Here is a 19,834-nt window from a genome sequence, read left to right on the forward strand (position 1 = left end):
CCTTATTCCCATCCGAACAACTGCGGAGCTAGTGCCGGATTCAGTTCCATTTCGTGTTTGGGGACGGGACGGTAGTAGAACTTAGGTTCCTGAAACGTGCCGATATCTTTGATGGTCAGAATATTACCTTTTGTGCCTTCCGTCAGGTAGACGGTCGCGTTCGTGTCGTCGATCGTTCCGGTTTTGTAGTAGACTAGCTTTTTGCCTAATGAGTTGCTCTCTTTATCCGCTTCGGCAGGGATGTCCTGTGAAGAAGGGATCAGGTAAATATCTTCGATGCCGTCTCCGGTCAGGTCGAACTTGCCTAGAGAGGGGAAGTAGAGACCTTCAGGTTCTTTTTCCAATAGCTTTCCGGCTTTCCAGCGCATCAGGTCGTCGTAGCGGAAACCTTCGAGGGCCAGTTCGACACGGCGTTCGCGGCGTATCTCCTGCAGGGTGGAAGAGATATTCGGGAAGGCTTTCTGCATGACCGGATCGGCTGTCGGGTTCAGTTGCATGGCAGGGAGGCCGGCACGTGAACGGAGCAGGTTGATTGTTTTGTTCAGGTCGTCCTGTGTCAGTTCGCCCAGTTCGGCACGGGCTTCGGCATAGGTCAGCAACACTTCAGCATAACGGAGTACCGGATAGTCGATGCCCAGGTAATAGTCTTCGTCCTTATTGTTGATAAAGCCTTTGATCTGGTGGTAACCCGAGAAGTTCTTGTTTAGGTTCTGCACATAGATACCTGCCCCAGGTGCATAAGTCATCGTGTTGATCAGCTCCCATCCCGGCCAGGCGAGAGTCTGCCACATACGTGGGTCACGGTTCTGGAACTCTTCGACGAACTGTTTGGTCTCGTAACCCGGTTGGGCGGAGTAGTAAGAACCGTCTTTCATCAGGTACGACTGTACCAGGTCTTTGGTCGGACAGGGGATATAATTACCGAACATAAAAGCCCAGAAGCCATTTCCCTGTATCTTCCTGTCGAAGTAGGTCGCCAGAATGATTTCCGGGTTGATACTCAGGTCGGAACTTTCGAACAAGGTGTGATAATCGTTGTCTATATCCCCTGTCGTGTAGATGCTGAAACCTCCTTCGTTCATGATCTGAAGGGTAGCGTCGGCAGCCATTTTCAGGTAAGTGTCGGCAGAACTTTGCAAGTTCAGCTCGTTGTGATACTTACGGTAAGTACCCTCATATAAGGCATGACGCGCCATATAAGTGAGGACAACCCATCTATCTACGGCACCGATCTCCTGTCCGGTCTTTACATGTTCGGCGGCAAACTGATAATCTTCGAATATCTTCTGAACGACAAAATCCCTTGAATCGCGCGGCTTGTATAAATCTTCATCTGCGGTAGTCAATGTCTTGTCGTACCAGGGGACATCGGAGAAGCGTTTCACTTTGTCCATATAGAAACGGGCACGGAAGAAGCGGGCAACCCCCTGATAGTGGGCTAGTACATCTTCGGCTACGGCCGCCCTTTCGCAATTTTCGAGGAAAAGGTTGATCGTGCGCAGTTTATCCCATTCCCAGTCGGCACTGACGGTCGTCGAATTGGGGTTGGTCGAGATCATGATATTCTTTACTTCCACCACGTCCGTCGTAGCCTGGTTATCTGTGCCGGCATCCGCCGTATAATTGTTGAAGTTGGGGAAATTGTAGAGGTTATAGCAGTACATTTTCAGGTCCTGCTCCGTATTGAAGTAACTTTCCACGCCGATTTCCGTTTGCGGTTGACGGTCCATGAAACTGTCGTTGCAGGAGGTCGCTACGAGGCAGGCAAGGATCGTTGCCAGGGAATATAATTCTTTTTTCATTATTTCTCTTTTAAATAGTTAGAATGTCACATTGATGCCGAATGAATATTGGCGGTTGAACGGATAGACATACCCGTAGTTGGATTCGTCGGTCACAGCCTCGGGATCGAAATATTTCTTCAGGGCACTCCATTCGAATATATTATCACCGCTGACGAACACACGTACCCGGCTCAAGTGTGCTTTTTGGGTCCATTCGGAGGGCAGAGTATATCCCAGCGTGATGTTTTTGATACGCAGGTAAGCACCGTTCAATAGATAGTTGGTCTGAGGAATAGCCAGCCCCATCGACTTATTGATATCGGTTCCCAGGTTCTTGTCGGCCAGCCAGGATTGGAGCACCGGATAACGGGCATTTAGATTTTGGTTAGCCAGCCCGGCGGCGATATACGACTGTGAATGTTTGGCCATATCCACATCGCTGTCGGTTGTCGGGCGGTAGAAGTCGAACAGATGTTCGGGACCTCCGGCATAGGGTTGCTGGTAGAAGCCCCAGTATAGGTAACTGACCGGGTAATAGTCGCGTTTGGCAATCCCCTGGAAGAAAGCGGACAGGTCGAATCCATTCCATTCGGCATTCAGGTTGAACCCGAAGCGGAAACGGGGCGAAGAATTGCCGATGATGCTCAGGTCGCCCGGATCGTCTACGGTCGTGTTTCCTTTGGTAATCTTCTTGTCGCCGTTCAGATCTTTGTATTTCGGCCATCCGTTGACGATCTCCAAAGCACCCCAGGGGATGATCGTCGACTGGTCGAGGTTCTTGATCTCCTCTTCACTCTGGAAGAAGCCGTCGCTTTGTAAACCCCAGATCTCGCCCAGTTCCTGCCCTTCGTAATATTGGGTCAGGCTCCGGGTCGGATTGTCGAAACGGGTGATCCAGGAGCGGTTGTCGGACAACATGAACTTAGCTCCCCAATTGAAAGGCTTGCCGTCCAGTTGGAACTCGTCACGGTAACCCACGGTCAATTCCCAGCCGGTTGTTTTCATATCGGCCGCGTTCTCTTTGGGTTCGCTGGCTCCCAGTACTCCGGGAAGCTCTTTTCCCAGGGTAAGCATCCCTTTGGTATCGCGACGGTATACATCGACGGTGGCTGTCAGCTTATTATCGAGGAAAGCCAGGTCGAGACCGCCGTTAAGAGTACGTACCTCTTCCCAGGTATAATCAGGAGAAACCAATGAAGGGGGAGTGACTACCTGTTGCAGCTTGCCGTTAATGATATAACTTCCCCGTTTCGAGCTCATCGCCGGGATATACCCGTATTCCCCGACCAGCTGATTACCCAGTGAACCGTAGGAAGCACGGAACTTCAACTGGCTGACTGTCTCCCTCAGCGATTCGAAGAACGGCTCTGCATCCACACGCCAGGCGGCGGATGCGGAAGGGAAGAATCCGAAACGTTTCTCTTTCGGGAAACGCGAAGTACCGTCGTAACGCCCGTTCACTTCGAAGATATATCGGTTGTCGTAGGTATAATTGGCACGGAAGAAGAGTCCTCGTATCGCCCAGTCGGCATACTGTTCGCTGACGAACTGGTCGCCCGACGAAAGCCCGATGGACGGAAGCGAGTTCGAGATGATACCTTCCCGTTCGGCCTTATACCAATTCCAGCGGTTGTATTCTTGGTTGAATCCGAGGATACCGGTTACATAATGTTTGTCGAACGCCTTATTGAAGGTCGCGAAGAGTTCCAACACGCTGTAAAAATCGTTGGTCGTACTTTTGTACGCTTTGCTGTTGCCCAGTTCGCGGATGTCGTTCGGGCCGTACCCGATGGTATATTTGTTCTTGAACCAGTTGTAATCTTCATTCCCTTTCATAAAGGTGAAGTTGGCATTTACCAATAACATCTTTTCCAGGAAGGACATTTCTGCGGAGAAAGTGCTCTGCAAGCGGTTGTATTTAGTCGTTTCCTCTCCGCCGTCCACTAGCTGGGCCATAGCGATACCGGCAGAGTTATTCGCCCAGGTACCGTCTGGGTTTTTATCCCAGTCGGTAGGAGCGAGGTCGTAGAAGATACTCATGTTCGAATCGCCGATTCCTTTCTGCCGGATGCCGTTACTGTCGATATATGGTTCGCCGCGACTGGAAAGATAACTGGGCTTGATGCGGTTGGTCGCCACGAACGATGTATTGTTCGATAACGTCAGCCAGTCCCACACTTTGTAACTCACCTTGGCACGCATGCTGTAACGGCGGTAGTTGTCGTTCTTTACGATCCCTGCCAGGATACCGTTCTCATCGTCGACACCTCCGGAAAGGTAGAACTTTGTTTTCTCCGTAGCTCCGGATACCGACAGTTGGTGGGTATTACTGAACGTATTTTTATCCAGGAAATAACGTGTCCAATCGCGGTTTCCCATATATTCCCATTGTGTTTCATCCAGCGGATTGAGGCGTACCGGATCGGTACCGTCCGGGTTGTCGGAACGCTGGCGCGCCCATTCGAGGCGTTCGTCGCTGGCGACGTGGCCGGAGCTCCAGGGAGTGTTCAGTACGGCAATGTTTTTCAGTTTCAGGTAGATATAAGGGTCGGAAGTCTTGTTAGGGAGGATGGAGGGGCGTTTCCAGGCAAAGTTATTGTTGTAGCTCACCTGGATACGGTCGGTGTTACCCTGTTTGGTCGTGATCAGGATCACACCGAAGGCGGCACGCGCACCGTAGATGGCAGCCGAAGAAGCATCTTTCAGTACGGAAAGGGTTTCGATATCTTCCGGCAACAGGCGGTTCAGTTCTTCGGCATCCGAAGCGACCCCGTCGATCAGGATCAGCGGACTGCCACCATTGATGGAGGCTTCTCCACGGATATTGATCTTGGCAGCCTGTCCAGGTTCGCCACTTGTAAAGTCGATGTTGAGGTTGGGTACCATTCCCTGTAATCCTTTGGAAATGTTGGTGATCGGACGGACTCCCAGTTGCTTGGCATTGATCTGGTCTACCGAACCGGAGAGATTCACCTTCCGCTGTACCCCGTAGCCGACAACGACCACTTCTTCCAGTTTCTCTGCATCATCTTCCAGTACGATATGGAAGTTTGTCTTTCCGTTGACTACTACATCCTGTGGTTTATAACCGATATAGCTTACCGATAGGACAGCATCGGAGGGGACAGCCAGGCTGAAATTCCCGTCGACGTCGGTAATCGTTCCGTTACCACTGGCTTTTTCCAATACGGTCGCTCCGATCAGTGGCAGGCCGGTAGCATCTACAATGGTACCGCTCACTTGTATTTTCGTTCGCACCTGATGGGAGATGGCTACCGGTATGTCGTTTCCGGCAGCAGCGCAAAAAGGGGTAAACAAGCTGCAGGCCAATATTCCGGCCGGTACTAAGAGCACACGCCTTACACGCGAGTCAGAAGTAAAATTTGTCATAAATTTGTTTCTTTTTGTTGCCGCAAAGGTAAAAGCGTGGAATTACGGAAATGTTGCGGTCATTTTTCATTGCAGAGACAATTCCGTCTCTTCTCTGTTACAAAAAAGATCTTATTTAAAGCCTTCGAGAGGCCGGATATATATGAATTATCTTTTATCTTTGAATACTCATTTAATGAAAACAAGAAAAACAAACGATGTCTTTAAAGATCATACATACTGCCGACTGGCATCTGGGGCAGACCTTCTTCGGTTACGACCGGGAGGAGGAACACGATGCCTTTCTGAATTGGCTGGTCGATACGCTGGCAGCGCAGCAGACGGATGTCCTGTTGATTGCCGGGGATGTATTCGACGTGGCTAACCCGTCTGCTGCGGCCCAACGGCGTTTCTTTCATTTCCTGAAGGAGGCAAACCGCCGTAATCCGCACCTGCAAATCGTTGTCATTGCCGGAAACCATGACTCGGCAGCCCGGTTGGAATCTCCCATCCCTTTGTTGGAAGAATTGAATACCTCTATCGTCGGGATCATCCGGCGGACGGAGACCGGAGAGATTGATTTTAATTCCCTGGTGATACCTTTATATAATAAGGAAAAGAAACGTGAAGCCTGGTGCCTTGCCGTTCCTTATCTCCGGCAGGGGGATTATCCGGCTTCGGAAGAAACACACGATACCTATATTGCCGGTATCAACCGTATGTACCGCCAATTGTATGACTATGCCGATGCCAGGAGGCAACCCGGCGAGGCGTTGGTCGCTATGGGCCACCTGCATGCTACCGGAGCCGAGTTGTCGGAGGATGACCGAAGCGAGCGTATCATTATGGGGGGGCTGGAATCCGTCTCTTCCGATACATTCGACGAGGGATTGGCTTATACTGCCCTCGGTCATATCCATAAAGCGCAACGGATAGGAGGCAGGGAGAACCTGCGCTATTCCGGCAGTCCGCTGCCGATGTCTTTTTCGGAGAAGAACTACCGTCACCAGGTCGTTGCCGTTACGATCGATAACGGATGCCTGTCGGAGGTCGAACCGGTGCCTGTCCCTTTGCTTGTCGACTTGCACCGGATTCCGGAGCAACCCCTTTCACCGGAAGAGGTGGTTACCCGGCTGGCAGAATTGCCTGCCTGCGGAGAGGAAGAATCCGAAAGTCCGAATCGCTGGCCATATATCGAAGTACGCGTTTTACTGACCGAACCCGATCCGGGATTTCGCCACAGGGTGGAGGAGACGCTTGCCGGTAAAGCGGTCCGTCTGACCTCTATCGTTCCGTCTTACCCGAAGCGGAAGGAGGAGGATACCGCCCGCCCGTTGTCTTACAGCGATCTGCAACGGATCGATCCGCTGGAAATGCTCAAACATGCTTTTACCGGCAAATATGGCGGGGAGTTGCCGGAGGATATAGAATCATTGTTTAAGGATGTAATGCGGGAGGTTTCTTTATGAAAGTATTAGCGATACGGGGCCGTAATCTGGCCTCGCTGGAAGGTGAGTTTGAAGTTGATTTTACTGTCGAACCTTTGTTGTCTGCCGGGATCTTTGCTATTTCCGGACCGACGGGGGCGGGAAAGTCTACCATATTGGATGCCATGTGCCTGGCTTTGTTTGCCCGTACGCCGCGTACGGACCAGGCGAAAGAGAACAACGTGAAACTGCGGGATGTAAACGAAGAGGTACTGCCGCAAAGCGATCCCCGCTTTTTATTGCGCAGGGGAACGGCTTCCGGTTATGCGGAGGTCGATTTCCGGGCTTTGAACGGACACCGCTACAGGGCCCGTTGGTCGGTCGGACGTGCCCGCGACAAAGAGAACGGACGTTTGCAGAGTCCCCGCGTTACATTATATAATATAGATAAGGAACAGGAAGAACAAGGTACACGTTCTGAATTACAATCGCGTGTAGTCGAACTGATCGGCCTGACGTTCGAACAGTTCACCCGCTCTGTCCTGCTGGCACAGAATGACTTTTCCACCTTCCTGAAAGCGGAACAGGGAGAAAAGGCTTCGTTATTGGAAAAACTGACGGGTACCGAGCTTTATTCTTCCATCTCCCGGCTGATATTTGAAAAGAATGCGGTAGCCAAAGAGGCTTACGACAAGATACAAGCCCGTATCCAGGGAATCGAACTGCTTACGGAAGAGGCGGAGCAGGAATTGCAGGCCCGTTTCAAAGAATCGGAAGCTGCCTTGTCGGTCCTTGAAAAGGCGAAAGTGGAACAACAAGCCTTACAGGAGGCCGTAAAATCTACTACCCAGCAGATCGATACCCGGCGGGAACAACAAAAGGAGGCTACCGGTAAGCTGCTCCGGGCTACGGAGCTTTTGGATACAGCCCGCAAAGAGTATGAACGAGGTATTCAGGACGAACAACGTTCGGAAACTGACTTTAAGGCCTTGCAGCAGGAATTGCAGCAGGCTCGCAAACTCGATGTACAACTGAATGAAGCAACCCGTTCGGTGAAAGAAACGGAAACCCGCCTCCGCGATGCGCTCCAACGGAAGAAAGAAAGTGAGGATAAATTGAAGGCTGCCCAGACCAAACAGGAACGAAGCACAGCGGAGATCGCCCGCCTAACCGATTGGCGGAAGCGTTATGCGAGTAAGGAGAGCATTGCGGAACAACTATCGGCATTGTTGTTGCATCTGGATGCTGCTTCGGCTGCGCGGCAAACGTTGGAAAAATCCGGTAAAACAATTGCCTCGATTCGTCAGACGACCGAACGTCTGGTCATGCAGCTAAAGAGTGTACAACAGACTGCCGGGACTAAACGAACGGCTCTTCAACAGACGGAAGAATCTATCCGTTTGTTGGAGCAGGAATTGAAAGCGCAGGATCAGGAAGCATTGGAGAAACAGTTGGAAGCTGTTCGTGCGGAACGTGAGAATCTATTGATCGAACAGGCACGGCAGGCTGCCAGCGGTGATATAATGGAGTTACGGAAGAAGTTGCAGGAGGGAAGCCCTTGTCCGGTGTGCGGAAGTACGCATCATCCGGTAATTCACACACCCCCTGCCCCCGGCGATCCCATTACCGAAACTATTGCCGCTTTGACCTTGCAACTCCAGCAGCTAACCACCCGTAAAACGGCTTATGCCGCCAGTGAAAAACAACTGAACCAGTTACGTCAGCAGCTTTTGCAACTACATAAGGAACTGACGGAGGCCGAACAATCGCGTACGGACATCCTCGGACGTCAGAAACTGGCAGAAACCCAGATTGTCCGCGAAGAATCCATCTATGCGGAAAGTAAGGAAGCGCTTAATAAATCTCTCTCTGCCGCCAACCGTCTTTTCGGAAATGATGAATGGCAGAAGGGCTGGCAGCAAGATCCGGACTCTTTCCGAGATACGTTGACGACCTTTGCCCGTCAGTGGCATGAAAATACAGAACGGTTACAGCAACTGCAACGGGAACAAAGCGCCCGGAAAGCGGAATGCGAATCCTTTGCCTCTTTCCTCCCTTCATTAACAAAAGAAGTAGAGGATGCCACCCTGCGGTATGAGAAAAACCGGACGGAACTGTCCGCTCTGCAGGCTGAACGTTCGAAATTGCTGTCCGGTAAGCCTGCCGATCAGATAGAACAGGAATACGGCCGTCGTAAAGAGGAATTAAAAGAACGCCTGAAACGCCTGCAAGCCGTCCAGACCGAACAATCGGGTATCGCCGACCAATTGAGAGGTATCTCCGAACAGATCGCTCGTGATCTGGACAAAGCATCGGAAGATTTACAATTTCGCCGGAAAGCATTGTCCGACTGGTCCGAATCATGGAACCGGGAACATGAAGGGGAAACGCTTGAAACATTGTTGCCCCGCGTCACCCAGGAGAAAAATGAGTATGCTTTCCGTCTCCGTTCCAATACTGAGAATAAACAGAAAATAGCCAGCCAGCAGAAGGAACTGGAGGAATGTCGTCGGGAAAGTGAACGCTGGGCGAAGCTGAATGATCTGGCAGGCTCGGCCGATGGTGCTAAGTTCCGCCGTATCGCCCAGGGATATACGCTCGATGTCTTGCTTAACTATGCAAACGTACAATTGCGAGACCTGAGCCGCCGTTATCGGTTGGAGCGTGTTCCTGAAACTTTGGCTTTACAGGTGATCGACCGTGATATGTGTGATGAGATCCGTACCGTGCATAGTCTTTCGGGAGGAGAGTCATTTCTTGTTTCTTTGGCATTGGCACTCGGATTATCGTCTCTTTCCTCCAACCGGATGAAGGTCGAGAGCTTGTTTATCGACGAAGGTTTCGGCTCGTTGGATGCCGACACGCTCCGTATCGCAATGGATGCCCTGGAAAGCCTGCGTACACAGGGACGTAAGATCGGAGTGATCTCGCACGTACAGGAAATGACGGAACGCATTCCGGTGCAGATACGGGTGAGCCGGGCAGGGAATGGAAGGAGTTATCTGGAAGTTTTGTAAAATGGTAAAAAAGAGACAGACCCCAAAGTCTCTTTCAAAAAGGACTTTGGAGTCTGTCTAAAGATATAATCGAATTGATTTAGATTTGATTGAAAATATATCTATAATCTAATAAAAGTCGATTATTTGAAATCCAAACCTAAACCGAATTCTGTTGTTACCGGCCAATTCTGAGGGAAGTTAAGTAGAATCATAAATGCAGCACTTGCTTCTTGCGGAATTACTTTTGCTGCAACCAATAGATTCCATAATTTGATAATATCTGCATTCATTCCTTGTGTTGCATCCAAAGTTTTATCAACCATGAGAGGGGTCAACGCCTCTTTATCAAGATACATATGAGTTCTTCCTTCTTCTGTTATGACATTCATAGGTATACCGTTATTAGTCCAGTTTAATAACATTTCAAATGTATCATCGCTGATAGAGCTAAGATCGAGACCCGGAACAAAATTACTTAACATCGCTTTGATGGTAGCAGGATCTCCTTGTAATATGCTGTTAATAATTTCAGACATACCACTTGCATCAGAGCCCAGTACTTGTGAAATTATAGCTGTAATATTTAGCTTAACATACAGTTTGTTGTCTTTAACGAACCAGTGAGCTAGATTTTTCGGTGAATCCAACCATCCTTCGGAAGGTATCATTGCCTGTACTTCTTCTGCTGTTGGCGGGGGAGTACCCATCATTAATCCCCTAATAATGTCTGGGTCGAACACGATAGAACCTTTATGATAGCTGGCTGTAATATTACCATCAGTTTCAAGTGTTACCGTTTTTAGTACTTGGGGCATAAGTAGGCTACCAATAGTTCTAAGCATTGGGGCTACGGCTCCTCCGTTACCTTCTGAAACCCAGTTACAGTACATTCCTCCAGTTAATACTATTTCCTGTCCTCCTACTGTTCCTGTCGTATAATCAGCCAAACTGTAAGTCTTAGCCCATCCATTCGGATCATTCATAACCACAGTCAGTTTCAACGTCATGACTTCGTCCTTTACAGAACCGGTATATTCTACGTTTGCATTGGTGGTCGTTGCAGTTCCGGAGAATTCGCCTTTAGTAACAGTGATATTAGAAATTGTCGTTTCGTTTTCACCGGGGATTACATTCTTTAAAAGAAGGCTTCCGTTTGCTCCGCTTGTCGCAGAGAATTTCACTTCTTTTCCTGTCAAAGTCATTTCACCGTATGAGAATGCCAGCTTGTCTCCGCTGTAATCGCCAACCACCTGTTCCCAGCTGTTGTCAACTTCTTCTTTTTTCTCATCATCGTCATCGCTACATGCTGTAAATAGACTGAAAGAACAAATCAGTGTAAGTAGATACAGTAATTTTTTGCTCATAATAAAGTAATTTAATTAATAAAAAATCAGGCTCATTTGAACCAGGACAAATTAACGGCTTTCTTCGTTAACAGACAATTGCTATTTTAAAGAATGAATGTTCTGTATTTAAGAATTAAGCTTAATTACTCTTCAATGATCACACGGAATCCCACATTGAACGGACATTGCCACGGATAGTAGGGTTTACGGATGGACGAAGTGGAATACTTCGGACGTTCGCGCCAGGAGCCGCCGCGTACGACTTTCTGTTCAGCTTTCACAGGATTTGCTTTTTCTTTAAGCGGATAAGGCATATAGTCGGAGCGGGTCCATTCTGCCACATTGCCATTCATGTCATATAATCCCCAGGGGTTCGGTTTCATGGATGCCACATTAGCCGAGATCAGATGATGATCGTTCACGTTCAGCTCTTTGGGTAAGAAGTCCCAGAACTCACGCATCGGGTCGTTCGGACGCATCGGTTTGGGGTTTACACCCGTAACGGCGAGATCCACGGTGGTGCTGTCTGCCAGGTTTTCATACGGACCGAAGTTTGCCTGACGGTTGCCGAACCAAAAATCACCTGCCGATCCGGCACGGGCAGCCCATTCCCATTGTGTCTCTGTCGGAAGGGCGATCCGGCATTGATTTTTCTCTCCCAGCTTCCGGCAGAACTCGTTTGCTTCGTCCCAGCTGACACGGATTACCGGTTGCTTGGGAAGATTGGCGGCATAACCCGGAGTGGTATGATCTTTCCAGGTCTGACCGATGAAACGACTGTCGTGTTCGGGGAACAGGGCACAGAACTGCTCATTCGTGATCTCTGTCGTGCTCATCCAGAAGCCTTTCCTGACTTGCGCCTTGAAAGCCGGAGCTGCGGAAGGTTCGTTGTTGTCGCCCATCGCGAATGTTCCGGCAGGTATCCATACCATGTCGAGCGTAATACCGGGGGCTACAGTCAGCTTGCGAGGGGTTTTGTTGTCTGCCTGCTGTTTCTGCACGGCTTCTTCCCGGTTGAAGGGGAAACCTTTGACCCTGACTGTTTTTACTTTCTTCTTATCTTTCGAAGGAGCGTTGCCGTCGGATGAAGTGGCAGCGGTAGTTCCATCGACTTCTTTACTTTCCCTGTTTTTCAGCCAGGTGGCATAGTCCTTGATTTCCTGCTGCCAGTCCACGCGTACGCCGCTGTATTTCTCTGCCAGCTCCATACGGCGTTCAACTTGGTTCTGAGGAGCTTCTTTCTTTAAGTCCAGTTGGGTGAAAGCTCCGAAATAAGGAGCATTCAGGTCGATCCAGGTATATAAGGTCTGCATATCCTGTTCGGGAACTTTTACACCGTGATGTCCTGCCTGCAGGATACGGATCAATTCGCTGTTGTTGGCATAATATTCATAAGGGCGGAGCACGTAAATATCCGACTCCGGTCCCTGACGATAGACGTACGGATGAAGATTCAGATAACTTTGGTCGTAATGACGTTCGAGTTTGGTCAGGGCACCTCGTTTGTAGGTGACCATTTGATCTTTGCGGAAGTCCGGCTGGGCTACCGTCCCGTTATGGCAGGAGACGCAGTTGCGATCGAGTACCGGTTGCACTTCCAGGCGGAAAGTAAACGGCCGGATGCCTCCTACGGGTGATTTCAACGCATGCGGATTGATTGTCGAGGCGACCGTGCGTTTGGGCATGGCGATTGTATTCTGGTCTTCATGACAACCCGTACAGGAAACGATTTCGCCGGGCATACCCGTCAGCCAGCTTCTCATCCACTGGATGGCTGCTCCGTTTTTATCCAGCGGCTGGATAGAAACAGGGGTGTTGGCCGGTATCTTGAACATGACGGAACCGTCTTCTTCGACCGGAACCGTACCGAGAATACGTTTGATATCCCACCCGCTCTGGATACCTTGTGCATCGTGGTCGGATGGAGCGAGGATATAGGCATATTCATAGGCAAAGATACGGAGTGCCTTGATAGTTCCGCGGGGAACCCCCTGTGTGCCTTCGCCTTCATAGATATCTTGTATGAATACGGTCGCTTCCTTTTCTCCCGGTTTGATCTTGGAGGGGATGACGGGAGGTGTTTCTGTTTTCCTGAGCGGGATAGGGGCGGTGAGGCCTTCGCCCTCCTGTTCAATAATCAGGGTGAGATTGTCGAATACATCGACCAGGTAAATGCCCCAAAGCGAATCCGGTCCCGGCTTACAGGCAACCAGGAAATACTTTTCATTTAGCGGATAAGGTTTCATGAATTGCGGCCATACGCCTTCCACCAGTTCGTCTTTAATGATCGGGACGATCGGGCGTTTACTGAACGGTAATTCCTGTATCATCCCTTTTTCTTCTTTGCGGCTCTTGGCCGGATCGAAGATGATTAGCCGTCCGGAACGCGCAGTTCCGTGATGTCCGGAGATAATACCGACAAAACGGCTGTTGTGTTTGGATAACGGTTTCATATCGAACGTACTGTTAGGGAAATAGGAGCCGCTACCGTAAAGGGCTTTATTCTCTGTCCCGTCCGGGTTCATGTGCATCACGATACGGGAGAAATAATGTGTCAAGTCGGTATATTCCCAACGGGTATACATCAGGCGGCCGTTTGGAATGACGATCGGTGACCAGTTCCCGTCCTGGTCGAATGTCAGGCGGCGTATGTTTTTCGTTTCCGGATCGTAAGAGATGAGGTTGGCGACTACATCATCCCCATGCACACAGGGAACACCGTTGTAACCGATATTGCAGGTAGCAACCACTTTGCCGTCCGGCAGATAGTTGGCATCACAAAATTCCAGGTCCGGCTCATCGACCGTTATCTTTTGGTGGAGTCCGCTTCCATCTGTGTTCATTTCATATATCTGCCATTTCCGGTTTTCGTCGAGCGAAGAAAAGAGCAGGCGGTCGGCATCCCAATGCAGTTGAATGTCAGAAATGGGAACGTCCGCAGTCGGTTTATAGAGTATTTTGCTTTGAATCTCTCCACGTAGATTGGAGAGATGGCAGATTTCGGCATCATATCCTTTGCGTCTGTTGGAGAAAAGGGAGTTATAGTTGGCTGTGGATGTACCGAGTGACGGTCCCATGGCTTTGCGTGCTTTATCGCCTAGATGGTAGCGGGCTATCAACAGGTTATCGATATCCAGCAGGGGGTTAGCCAGGATGATTTCCCGTTTGAGGGCGAGCAGCTTTTTTGCTTCGTCGATTGTTTGCAGGCTTGTGTCTTTTGCAAGATGCTGATTTACCCGGGGCAATAAAGATTCCAGCTCTTCCAGTTTTTGATAGAGTCCGGGAGCCTGGTCACCCAATGATGATTTTGAGTCATCCAGATATGCACGGATGGCTTTGGGATTTACCCAATCCACTTGCTCCTGCAGGCGGTTTATTTGTACTTGGCGCAACGAGTCGGCCTCAGTGGTTGCTTTACCCCATACGGGAAAGGTTAATAAAAGTGAGAATAAATAGAGTTTATATCGCATATTCATGATATTGTTTTAATGTTATTCGATTATTTGTATACAAATGTATAGGTTTATGTGTACGAAAACATATAAAATCGTATCAAATGCGATCATTATTATCTCTGTTACTGTCAATCGTTAAAAGCTAATGATAAAAAGAGGTTATCCGATTGATTATTCGGGTAACCTCTTTTCAATATTAGTCGGTATCAAACCTGTTATTTATTTTCCCAGCCTTGATTTTGAACAAAATTTTCGTTCATAATTAATTCTTCTTTTGGAATAGGCCAGTAATAGCGATAGTCATCCCAAGGTAATGTGCCTTTAATTGTATTTTGATACGGGCTCTTTGGATAACAGATGATAAAACCATTTTCATCAACAAAAACTGTTTTATTTAATTCTACAGCTACTGCCGTTTCCGGTTTGGTGTTATGAGTTCCATCATATAAATCTTGTACAGAAAGAAAGTTCATACCACGCAAAGGCACTGTCAGTAATTTACCGGCTTTCCAACGCATCAAATCTTCGTAACGGTGATTTTCAATTGCTAACTCAATACGACGTTCACGGCGGATCTCTCGTAATAAAGGACTGACTGTGTAGTCTAATTTGTCTGCATAGATTTTGTCCAAACGCGGGTCAGCCGGTTCTTGTCCAACAGTCAATTTGGCAGTCGGATATTTTTCGAAATCAAATCCGGCACGTTCACGCAATGCATTGATTGTTAAGTCAACATCAGATTGGCTCAATGTTCCGTTTAATTCGTATTTTGCTTCTGCGTACATTAACAGAAGCTCTGCATAACGAAATTCGATAGCTGCCTGGATACCATTGGTTGTACGGTTTTCTTCTTCAGGGTCACCCATCCAATGCTTGATTACACGGTAACCAGTCATTGCTGCTCCACTTGCATTGTAGGTTAAATTTGGATAAGTAATACCATTTTGTTCCAAATCAACAACACCTCCTTGATAGATTGTGACATATTCTCCCGGTTTACAAATTGTTTGGGTTAAGCGAGGGTCACGATTTTCTAATTCAGTCCATTTCCCGTAATCAAGGAAGTTCGGATTCTTTTCATAGTTACCTTCACTGCCTCCTGTATAAATCGGACGCCCATCGATGCAAAGGTATTCGTCGACGAGCCCTCGTGTTGCTCCCATTGCTTCACGGTTGGAATTATTTTGATTGTAATAACGTTGAGCAGCATGTCCTACTTTGGATTCCAGGTAGTTGCGAGATAAAATAACTTCTGGATTATTGGAAACGTCTATAGCTGCGAACATTTTCCAATATGTATCATCACCGTCCTTATAGAGTGAATATTTACCGAGTAGTGTTTCACAAGCTTTTACAGCTTCTTTTAACCATGTATTTGCTGTGTTTTGTAAGTTCAATTCCGTGTGATATTTACGGAAAGTTCCTTCGAATAAACAAATACGAGCTTTTAAGAAGTTTGCCTGATCTTTGTTTAATCGGTCTGTTTCCTGATAGGCTTTTTCCGGTAACCAGTCGACAGCTTTGTTTATGCACATTAAAACAGAGTCCATAACTTCTGCACGTGGTGCGCGTGGAGCATATAATTCCTCAGAGTCAACGTTTAAGTCCTTTGTCAACCAAGGTACATCACCGAAGTAGAGAACTTTCTGATAATAGTCCCAAGCTTTGAAGAAATAGGCTTCAGCAGCATAAGCATTTTTCTTTTCCTGACTTAATTCAGCTTTGTCATAGTGTGAGAGGAAGAAGTTTACTTTACGTAAATTCCACCAATACCATCCTGTACTTTCTTTAGCTTCTGTCGGAACGATTAATTCGCCAGCTAAGCTACTGAGTTCGTTACCTGCTCTTACACAGTTATCTGAATAAACATCTCCATACATCAATGGACTGCCTGTAACTCCTAAAGGATTAATATCCGAATCGGCCCATCCACTTCTGTGCCCGATAATATAAAGTGGATATAAACTGTTCAGCATCATTTTTAAATCTGTTTCAGATTTCCAGAAACTTTCATCGGTAATTTTATCCAGCGGATAACGTTCCATGAAATCGTCGTTGCAGCTTGGTAGTAATGTTGCAGCTAGTCCAAGTGCTAAAATGTATTTTTTTATGCTTAATTTCATAATCGATTTATGCTATTTTGAATTATACTATTTAGAAACCAACTTGTAGACCGAATGCAACAGAGCGCATCATCGGATAAGAAGATGAAATCTGATCCGGGTCATAAAGATTCGGTATCTGAGTGATTTCGAATAAATTGTATCCGGAAATACTCAGTCGGACATTAGATAGTTTAGCTTTGTTTACCCAAGCTTTCGGCAATGTATATCCCAGTGCCAATGTTTTCAGACGAAGATAGGCAGCGTTAAACAGATAACCGCTTTGAGTAATGCTGGAAATACGTCCGGCATACATCGGATATTTGGCATTGGTACGTTCCGGAGTCCATGAGTTATTATACATTTCCCAGTTACCGGAAGTTCCGGAACCACCCCAGAATACGTTGTCATTAATCCATACATCTTTTTTACCGACCCCCTGGAAGAAAATGTTCAAATCGAAGTTTTTCCAGGAAATGTTACCAGTAATACCGTATTGGAAACGAGGAGTAGAATTACCAATGATTTTACGGTCTCCCGGATTTTCAACAGTTTCATCGCCTTTGGATATTTCGCCATCGTTATTTAAGTCAGCATATCGTACATCACCCGGATATATGGTTGATTGAATTTTTGTCTGACTTGGACCGATTAGAGTCAATTTCCCATTTTCATCTTTGGTAAAATCACTTTCCTGCAAAATACCAACTGTCTCATACCCCCATATTTCTCCCATTTTCATACCGTCATAAAGGGTAGAGAGTAATTTGTTTGGGTTTCCTGTAAATTTGATAACTTCAGATTGGTAGTCGGATAATACCAAGCCTACATCGTAACGAATACCGTTACTTAATTGATCTTTCCATTTCAAACTTAATTCCCAACCGTTGGTTTTTAGTTCTCCAGAGTTACGCTTAGGAACGGTAGCGCCCAATACCGCTGGAAGTTTTGTTCCGTTCATAAGAATGTCTGTTGTGCGACGGGTGTACCAGTCGAATGTGGCGTCCAAACGACCTTTCAACAGGGTTACGTCTACACCGAAGTCAAGCGTGCTCGCTGTTTCCCAAGTCAAGTCGCTGGCAATGATACCTGTGGGACTCATACCCTTGATCTGATCTCCGTTCATTACCCATGAGATATAGTCGGCTGCACCGTAGCTGGCAATGTAAGCGTAATTGGCTACATCCTGATTACCTAAAGAACCCCATGAACCACGAACTTTCAGGTTGTCTAACCAACTGCGTGTATTTGCCATGAATTTCTCTTCTGAAAGTCTCCAACCGGCAGAGAAAGATGGAAAGAACTTGAAACGAGAGTTCTTTCCAAAGCGGGAAGTTCCATCGTAACGACCGCTGAATTCAAACAGATAGCGTCCGGCATAATCGTAGTTGGCACGAACAAAAGCACCACGGATGGCCCAATGTTCCTCGTTGTCTCCAGAGTATTGGGTACCGGTAGTCATACCTAAAGTAGGCAGGTCATTTGTCAGGATATCCTGAGCTTCTCCATATAGTTTACGATAGTGATACCATTCTTGGTTGAATCCGACAACACCTGATACATTATGTTGTCCGAATGCTTTGTTGTAGTTTGCGTACGCATTGATTGTGTAATAGTCAGAATGGGTTGTTTCTTCTCTTACAGTGGAAGGATTAGTATGTGTCGTATTTAAGTTGACCCAATCGGTTACCACATATTCACGTAAAGGTATGACACGTTTTTGGAAGTATTCAGTCGGGCGATAAGACAATTCAGCCTTGATATTTAATTCCGGCAGGATGGTCAGGGTGGGAGCTACACTATATACAGTGTTGGTGTTGTGTGTTTGGCGCGTTGCACCATAAGCTAACCAACCAAAAATATTGTCTGTCCATGCATTCGGAATCGGGTCATTCGGGCCGGTTTTTAACGGCATATTCAAATTACGTCCAGGTTCATTTTTCATAGAAGCCCATACGGATGTTCCTTTTCCACTTACTAACCATGGTTCGTTATAATTACTGGTGTTGAAAGATATCTTGGATGCGACATCGAACCAGTCTGTAATTTTGGTTGTCAGGTTCACATTAATGTTATAGCGTTTCTGTACATCTGTGTTTACTTCATACATACCTTCCTGGCGTTGGTAGCCCAATGAAATGTAGTAACGTGTTTTAGCCGAACCGCCACTAATAGAGATATTATGACGTTGAAGTGGTGTCCAGTTTTTCACATAATTTTCATACAGGTTGTTGTTGGCAACCCATGTTATGTCTGTTGCACTACCTTCGTTGTAAATCCATGCATTTTCCGGTCTCGGATCTTCCATATATTTCTTTTTGGCAGCCAGCAATGTTTCCATCCAGGGAGTAACTGTTCCACCTGTCATTTCTGTCTGTTTATTGGATGCCAGTTGATGTGTGTATGAATCCAGAATGTCCGGAGTGTGTGACGGTGTATTCCACTGCATATTTAAGTTATATGTAACTGTTGCCTTGGTTTCGTTTTTTCCGGATTTTGTTGTAATCAACATAACACCGTACGTTGCACGTGCACCGTATATGGCTGCAGCAGAAGCATCTTTCAGAATAGAGATGTTTTCGATATCGCTCGGGTTCATCATATTTAGATAATCTGTATCTACCTGGATACCGTCGACAATGATTAACGGACTACCGGACTTTACCTCCCATTCGTCTGTTTTGCCTTCTTTTAAGCCGATAGAAGTACCACCACGTACGTTGAATGAAGGTGATGAATTCGGTGACGCATTCGTAGCCGACACATTTAAGTTAGGAACAACGCCCTGCAATGCCTGACCGACATTGGCAACCGGTTTGTTCTCCAGCACTTCGGCACCGACAGAAGCGACGGCACCTGTCAGGTTTACTTTCTTTTGTGTACCGAAGCCGACTACAACCACTTCTTCGAGTGCCTGAGAGTCTTCTTTTAATGTAACGTTAATAACCTTATTCCCTTTAACAGCGATTGTTTGGGTTTGGTATCCCATATAGGAGAAAACCAACTCGCTGTTTGCGGGCACAGAAGAAATCGTAAAATTACCGTCTATGTCGGTAATGTTCCCGATTGTGGTCCCTTTTACCTGGATAGAGACACCAATCAGCGCCTCGCCCTTCTCATCTTTTACATTACCTGACACAGAAATGTCTTGTGCCATTAATTGGTGGGCGAAAAGAAAAATTCCCATCAACATTGTTAAAAACTTGTTTCTCATATAAATTATAATAAATGGTTAACACTTATTGATTGACCTGCTGCAAAAGTGATGAGAAATCAAGGCGAAAAAAGTCTATTTCGTTTCAAAAAAGGTTAGTTTTGTCTCTAAATAGAGGGCTTGGGACTATTTTTACTT

The 19,834-nt window shown here is 47.2% G+C and carries 8 protein-coding genes; 2 read left to right on the top strand and 6 right to left on the bottom strand.

Features of this window, described 5'->3' with window-relative positions:
- Positions 1 to 2: 2 nt before the first annotated feature.
- Both M1P97_RS00945 and M1P97_RS00950 read right to left on the bottom strand, forming a co-directional pair.
- Complete coding sequence (locus M1P97_RS00945) at positions 3 to 1,802, bottom strand: RagB/SusD family nutrient uptake outer membrane protein (protein ID WP_195374355.1); 1,800 nt, start codon at positions 1,800 to 1,802, stop codon at positions 3 to 5.
- A gap of 18 nt (positions 1,803 to 1,820) precedes the next feature.
- Complete coding sequence (locus M1P97_RS00950) at positions 1,821 to 5,174, bottom strand: SusC/RagA family TonB-linked outer membrane protein (RefSeq protein ID WP_249388133.1); 3,354 nt, start codon at positions 5,172 to 5,174, stop codon at positions 1,821 to 1,823.
- A 197-nt stretch (positions 5,175 to 5,371) separates the two neighbouring features.
- Here M1P97_RS00950 and M1P97_RS00955 point away from each other — a divergent pair, with 197 nt between their 5' ends.
- Together M1P97_RS00955 and M1P97_RS00960 are read left to right on the top strand one after the other, a co-directional pair.
- Positions 5,372 to 6,622 carry an exonuclease SbcCD subunit D gene (locus M1P97_RS00955; protein ID WP_195374353.1) on the top strand — a complete coding sequence of 417 codons (1,251 nt, stop codon included), beginning with the start codon at positions 5,372 to 5,374 and terminating at the stop codon, positions 6,620 to 6,622.
- Entirely contained in the window at positions 6,619 to 9,597 is a 2,979-nt protein-coding gene (locus M1P97_RS00960) for an AAA family ATPase (RefSeq protein ID WP_249388134.1), read from the top strand. The genes M1P97_RS00955 and M1P97_RS00960 overlap by 4 nt, the downstream gene beginning before the upstream one ends.
- A 122-nt stretch (positions 9,598 to 9,719) precedes the next feature.
- Here the strand turns inward: M1P97_RS00960 and M1P97_RS00965 are convergent, their stop codons facing one another.
- The 4 genes from M1P97_RS00965 to M1P97_RS00980 all read right to left on the bottom strand — a co-directional run bounded on the left by M1P97_RS00965 (position 9,720) and on the right by M1P97_RS00980 (position 19,696).
- The gene (locus M1P97_RS00965; RefSeq protein ID WP_195374351.1) at positions 9,720 to 10,943 is read right to left on the bottom strand and encodes a DUF4925 domain-containing protein; all 1,224 of its coding nucleotides are present in this window, start codon (positions 10,941 to 10,943) and stop codon (positions 9,720 to 9,722) included.
- Positions 10,944 to 11,068: 125 nt separating this feature from the next.
- Positions 11,069 to 14,395 (bottom strand): SUMF1/EgtB/PvdO family nonheme iron enzyme, encoded by a 3,327-nt coding sequence (locus tag M1P97_RS00970; RefSeq protein ID WP_317242253.1) that lies wholly within the window; start codon positions 14,393 to 14,395, stop codon positions 11,069 to 11,071.
- Positions 14,396 to 14,595: 200 nt separating this feature from the next.
- Entirely contained in the window at positions 14,596 to 16,503 is a 1,908-nt protein-coding gene (locus M1P97_RS00975; protein WP_249388136.1) for a RagB/SusD family nutrient uptake outer membrane protein, read from the bottom strand.
- Positions 16,504 to 16,534: 31 nt separating this feature from the next.
- Positions 16,535 to 19,696: a SusC/RagA family TonB-linked outer membrane protein gene (locus M1P97_RS00980; protein ID WP_249388137.1), complete on the bottom strand. Its 3,162-nt coding sequence runs from the start codon at positions 19,694 to 19,696 to the stop codon at positions 16,535 to 16,537.
- Between the last annotated feature and the right edge of the window lie 138 nt (positions 19,697 to 19,834).

It is taken from the genome of Parabacteroides leei (genome assembly GCF_023369805.1).
In the GTDB taxonomy this organism is placed as follows: domain Bacteria; phylum Bacteroidota; class Bacteroidia; order Bacteroidales; family Tannerellaceae; genus Parabacteroides; species Parabacteroides leei.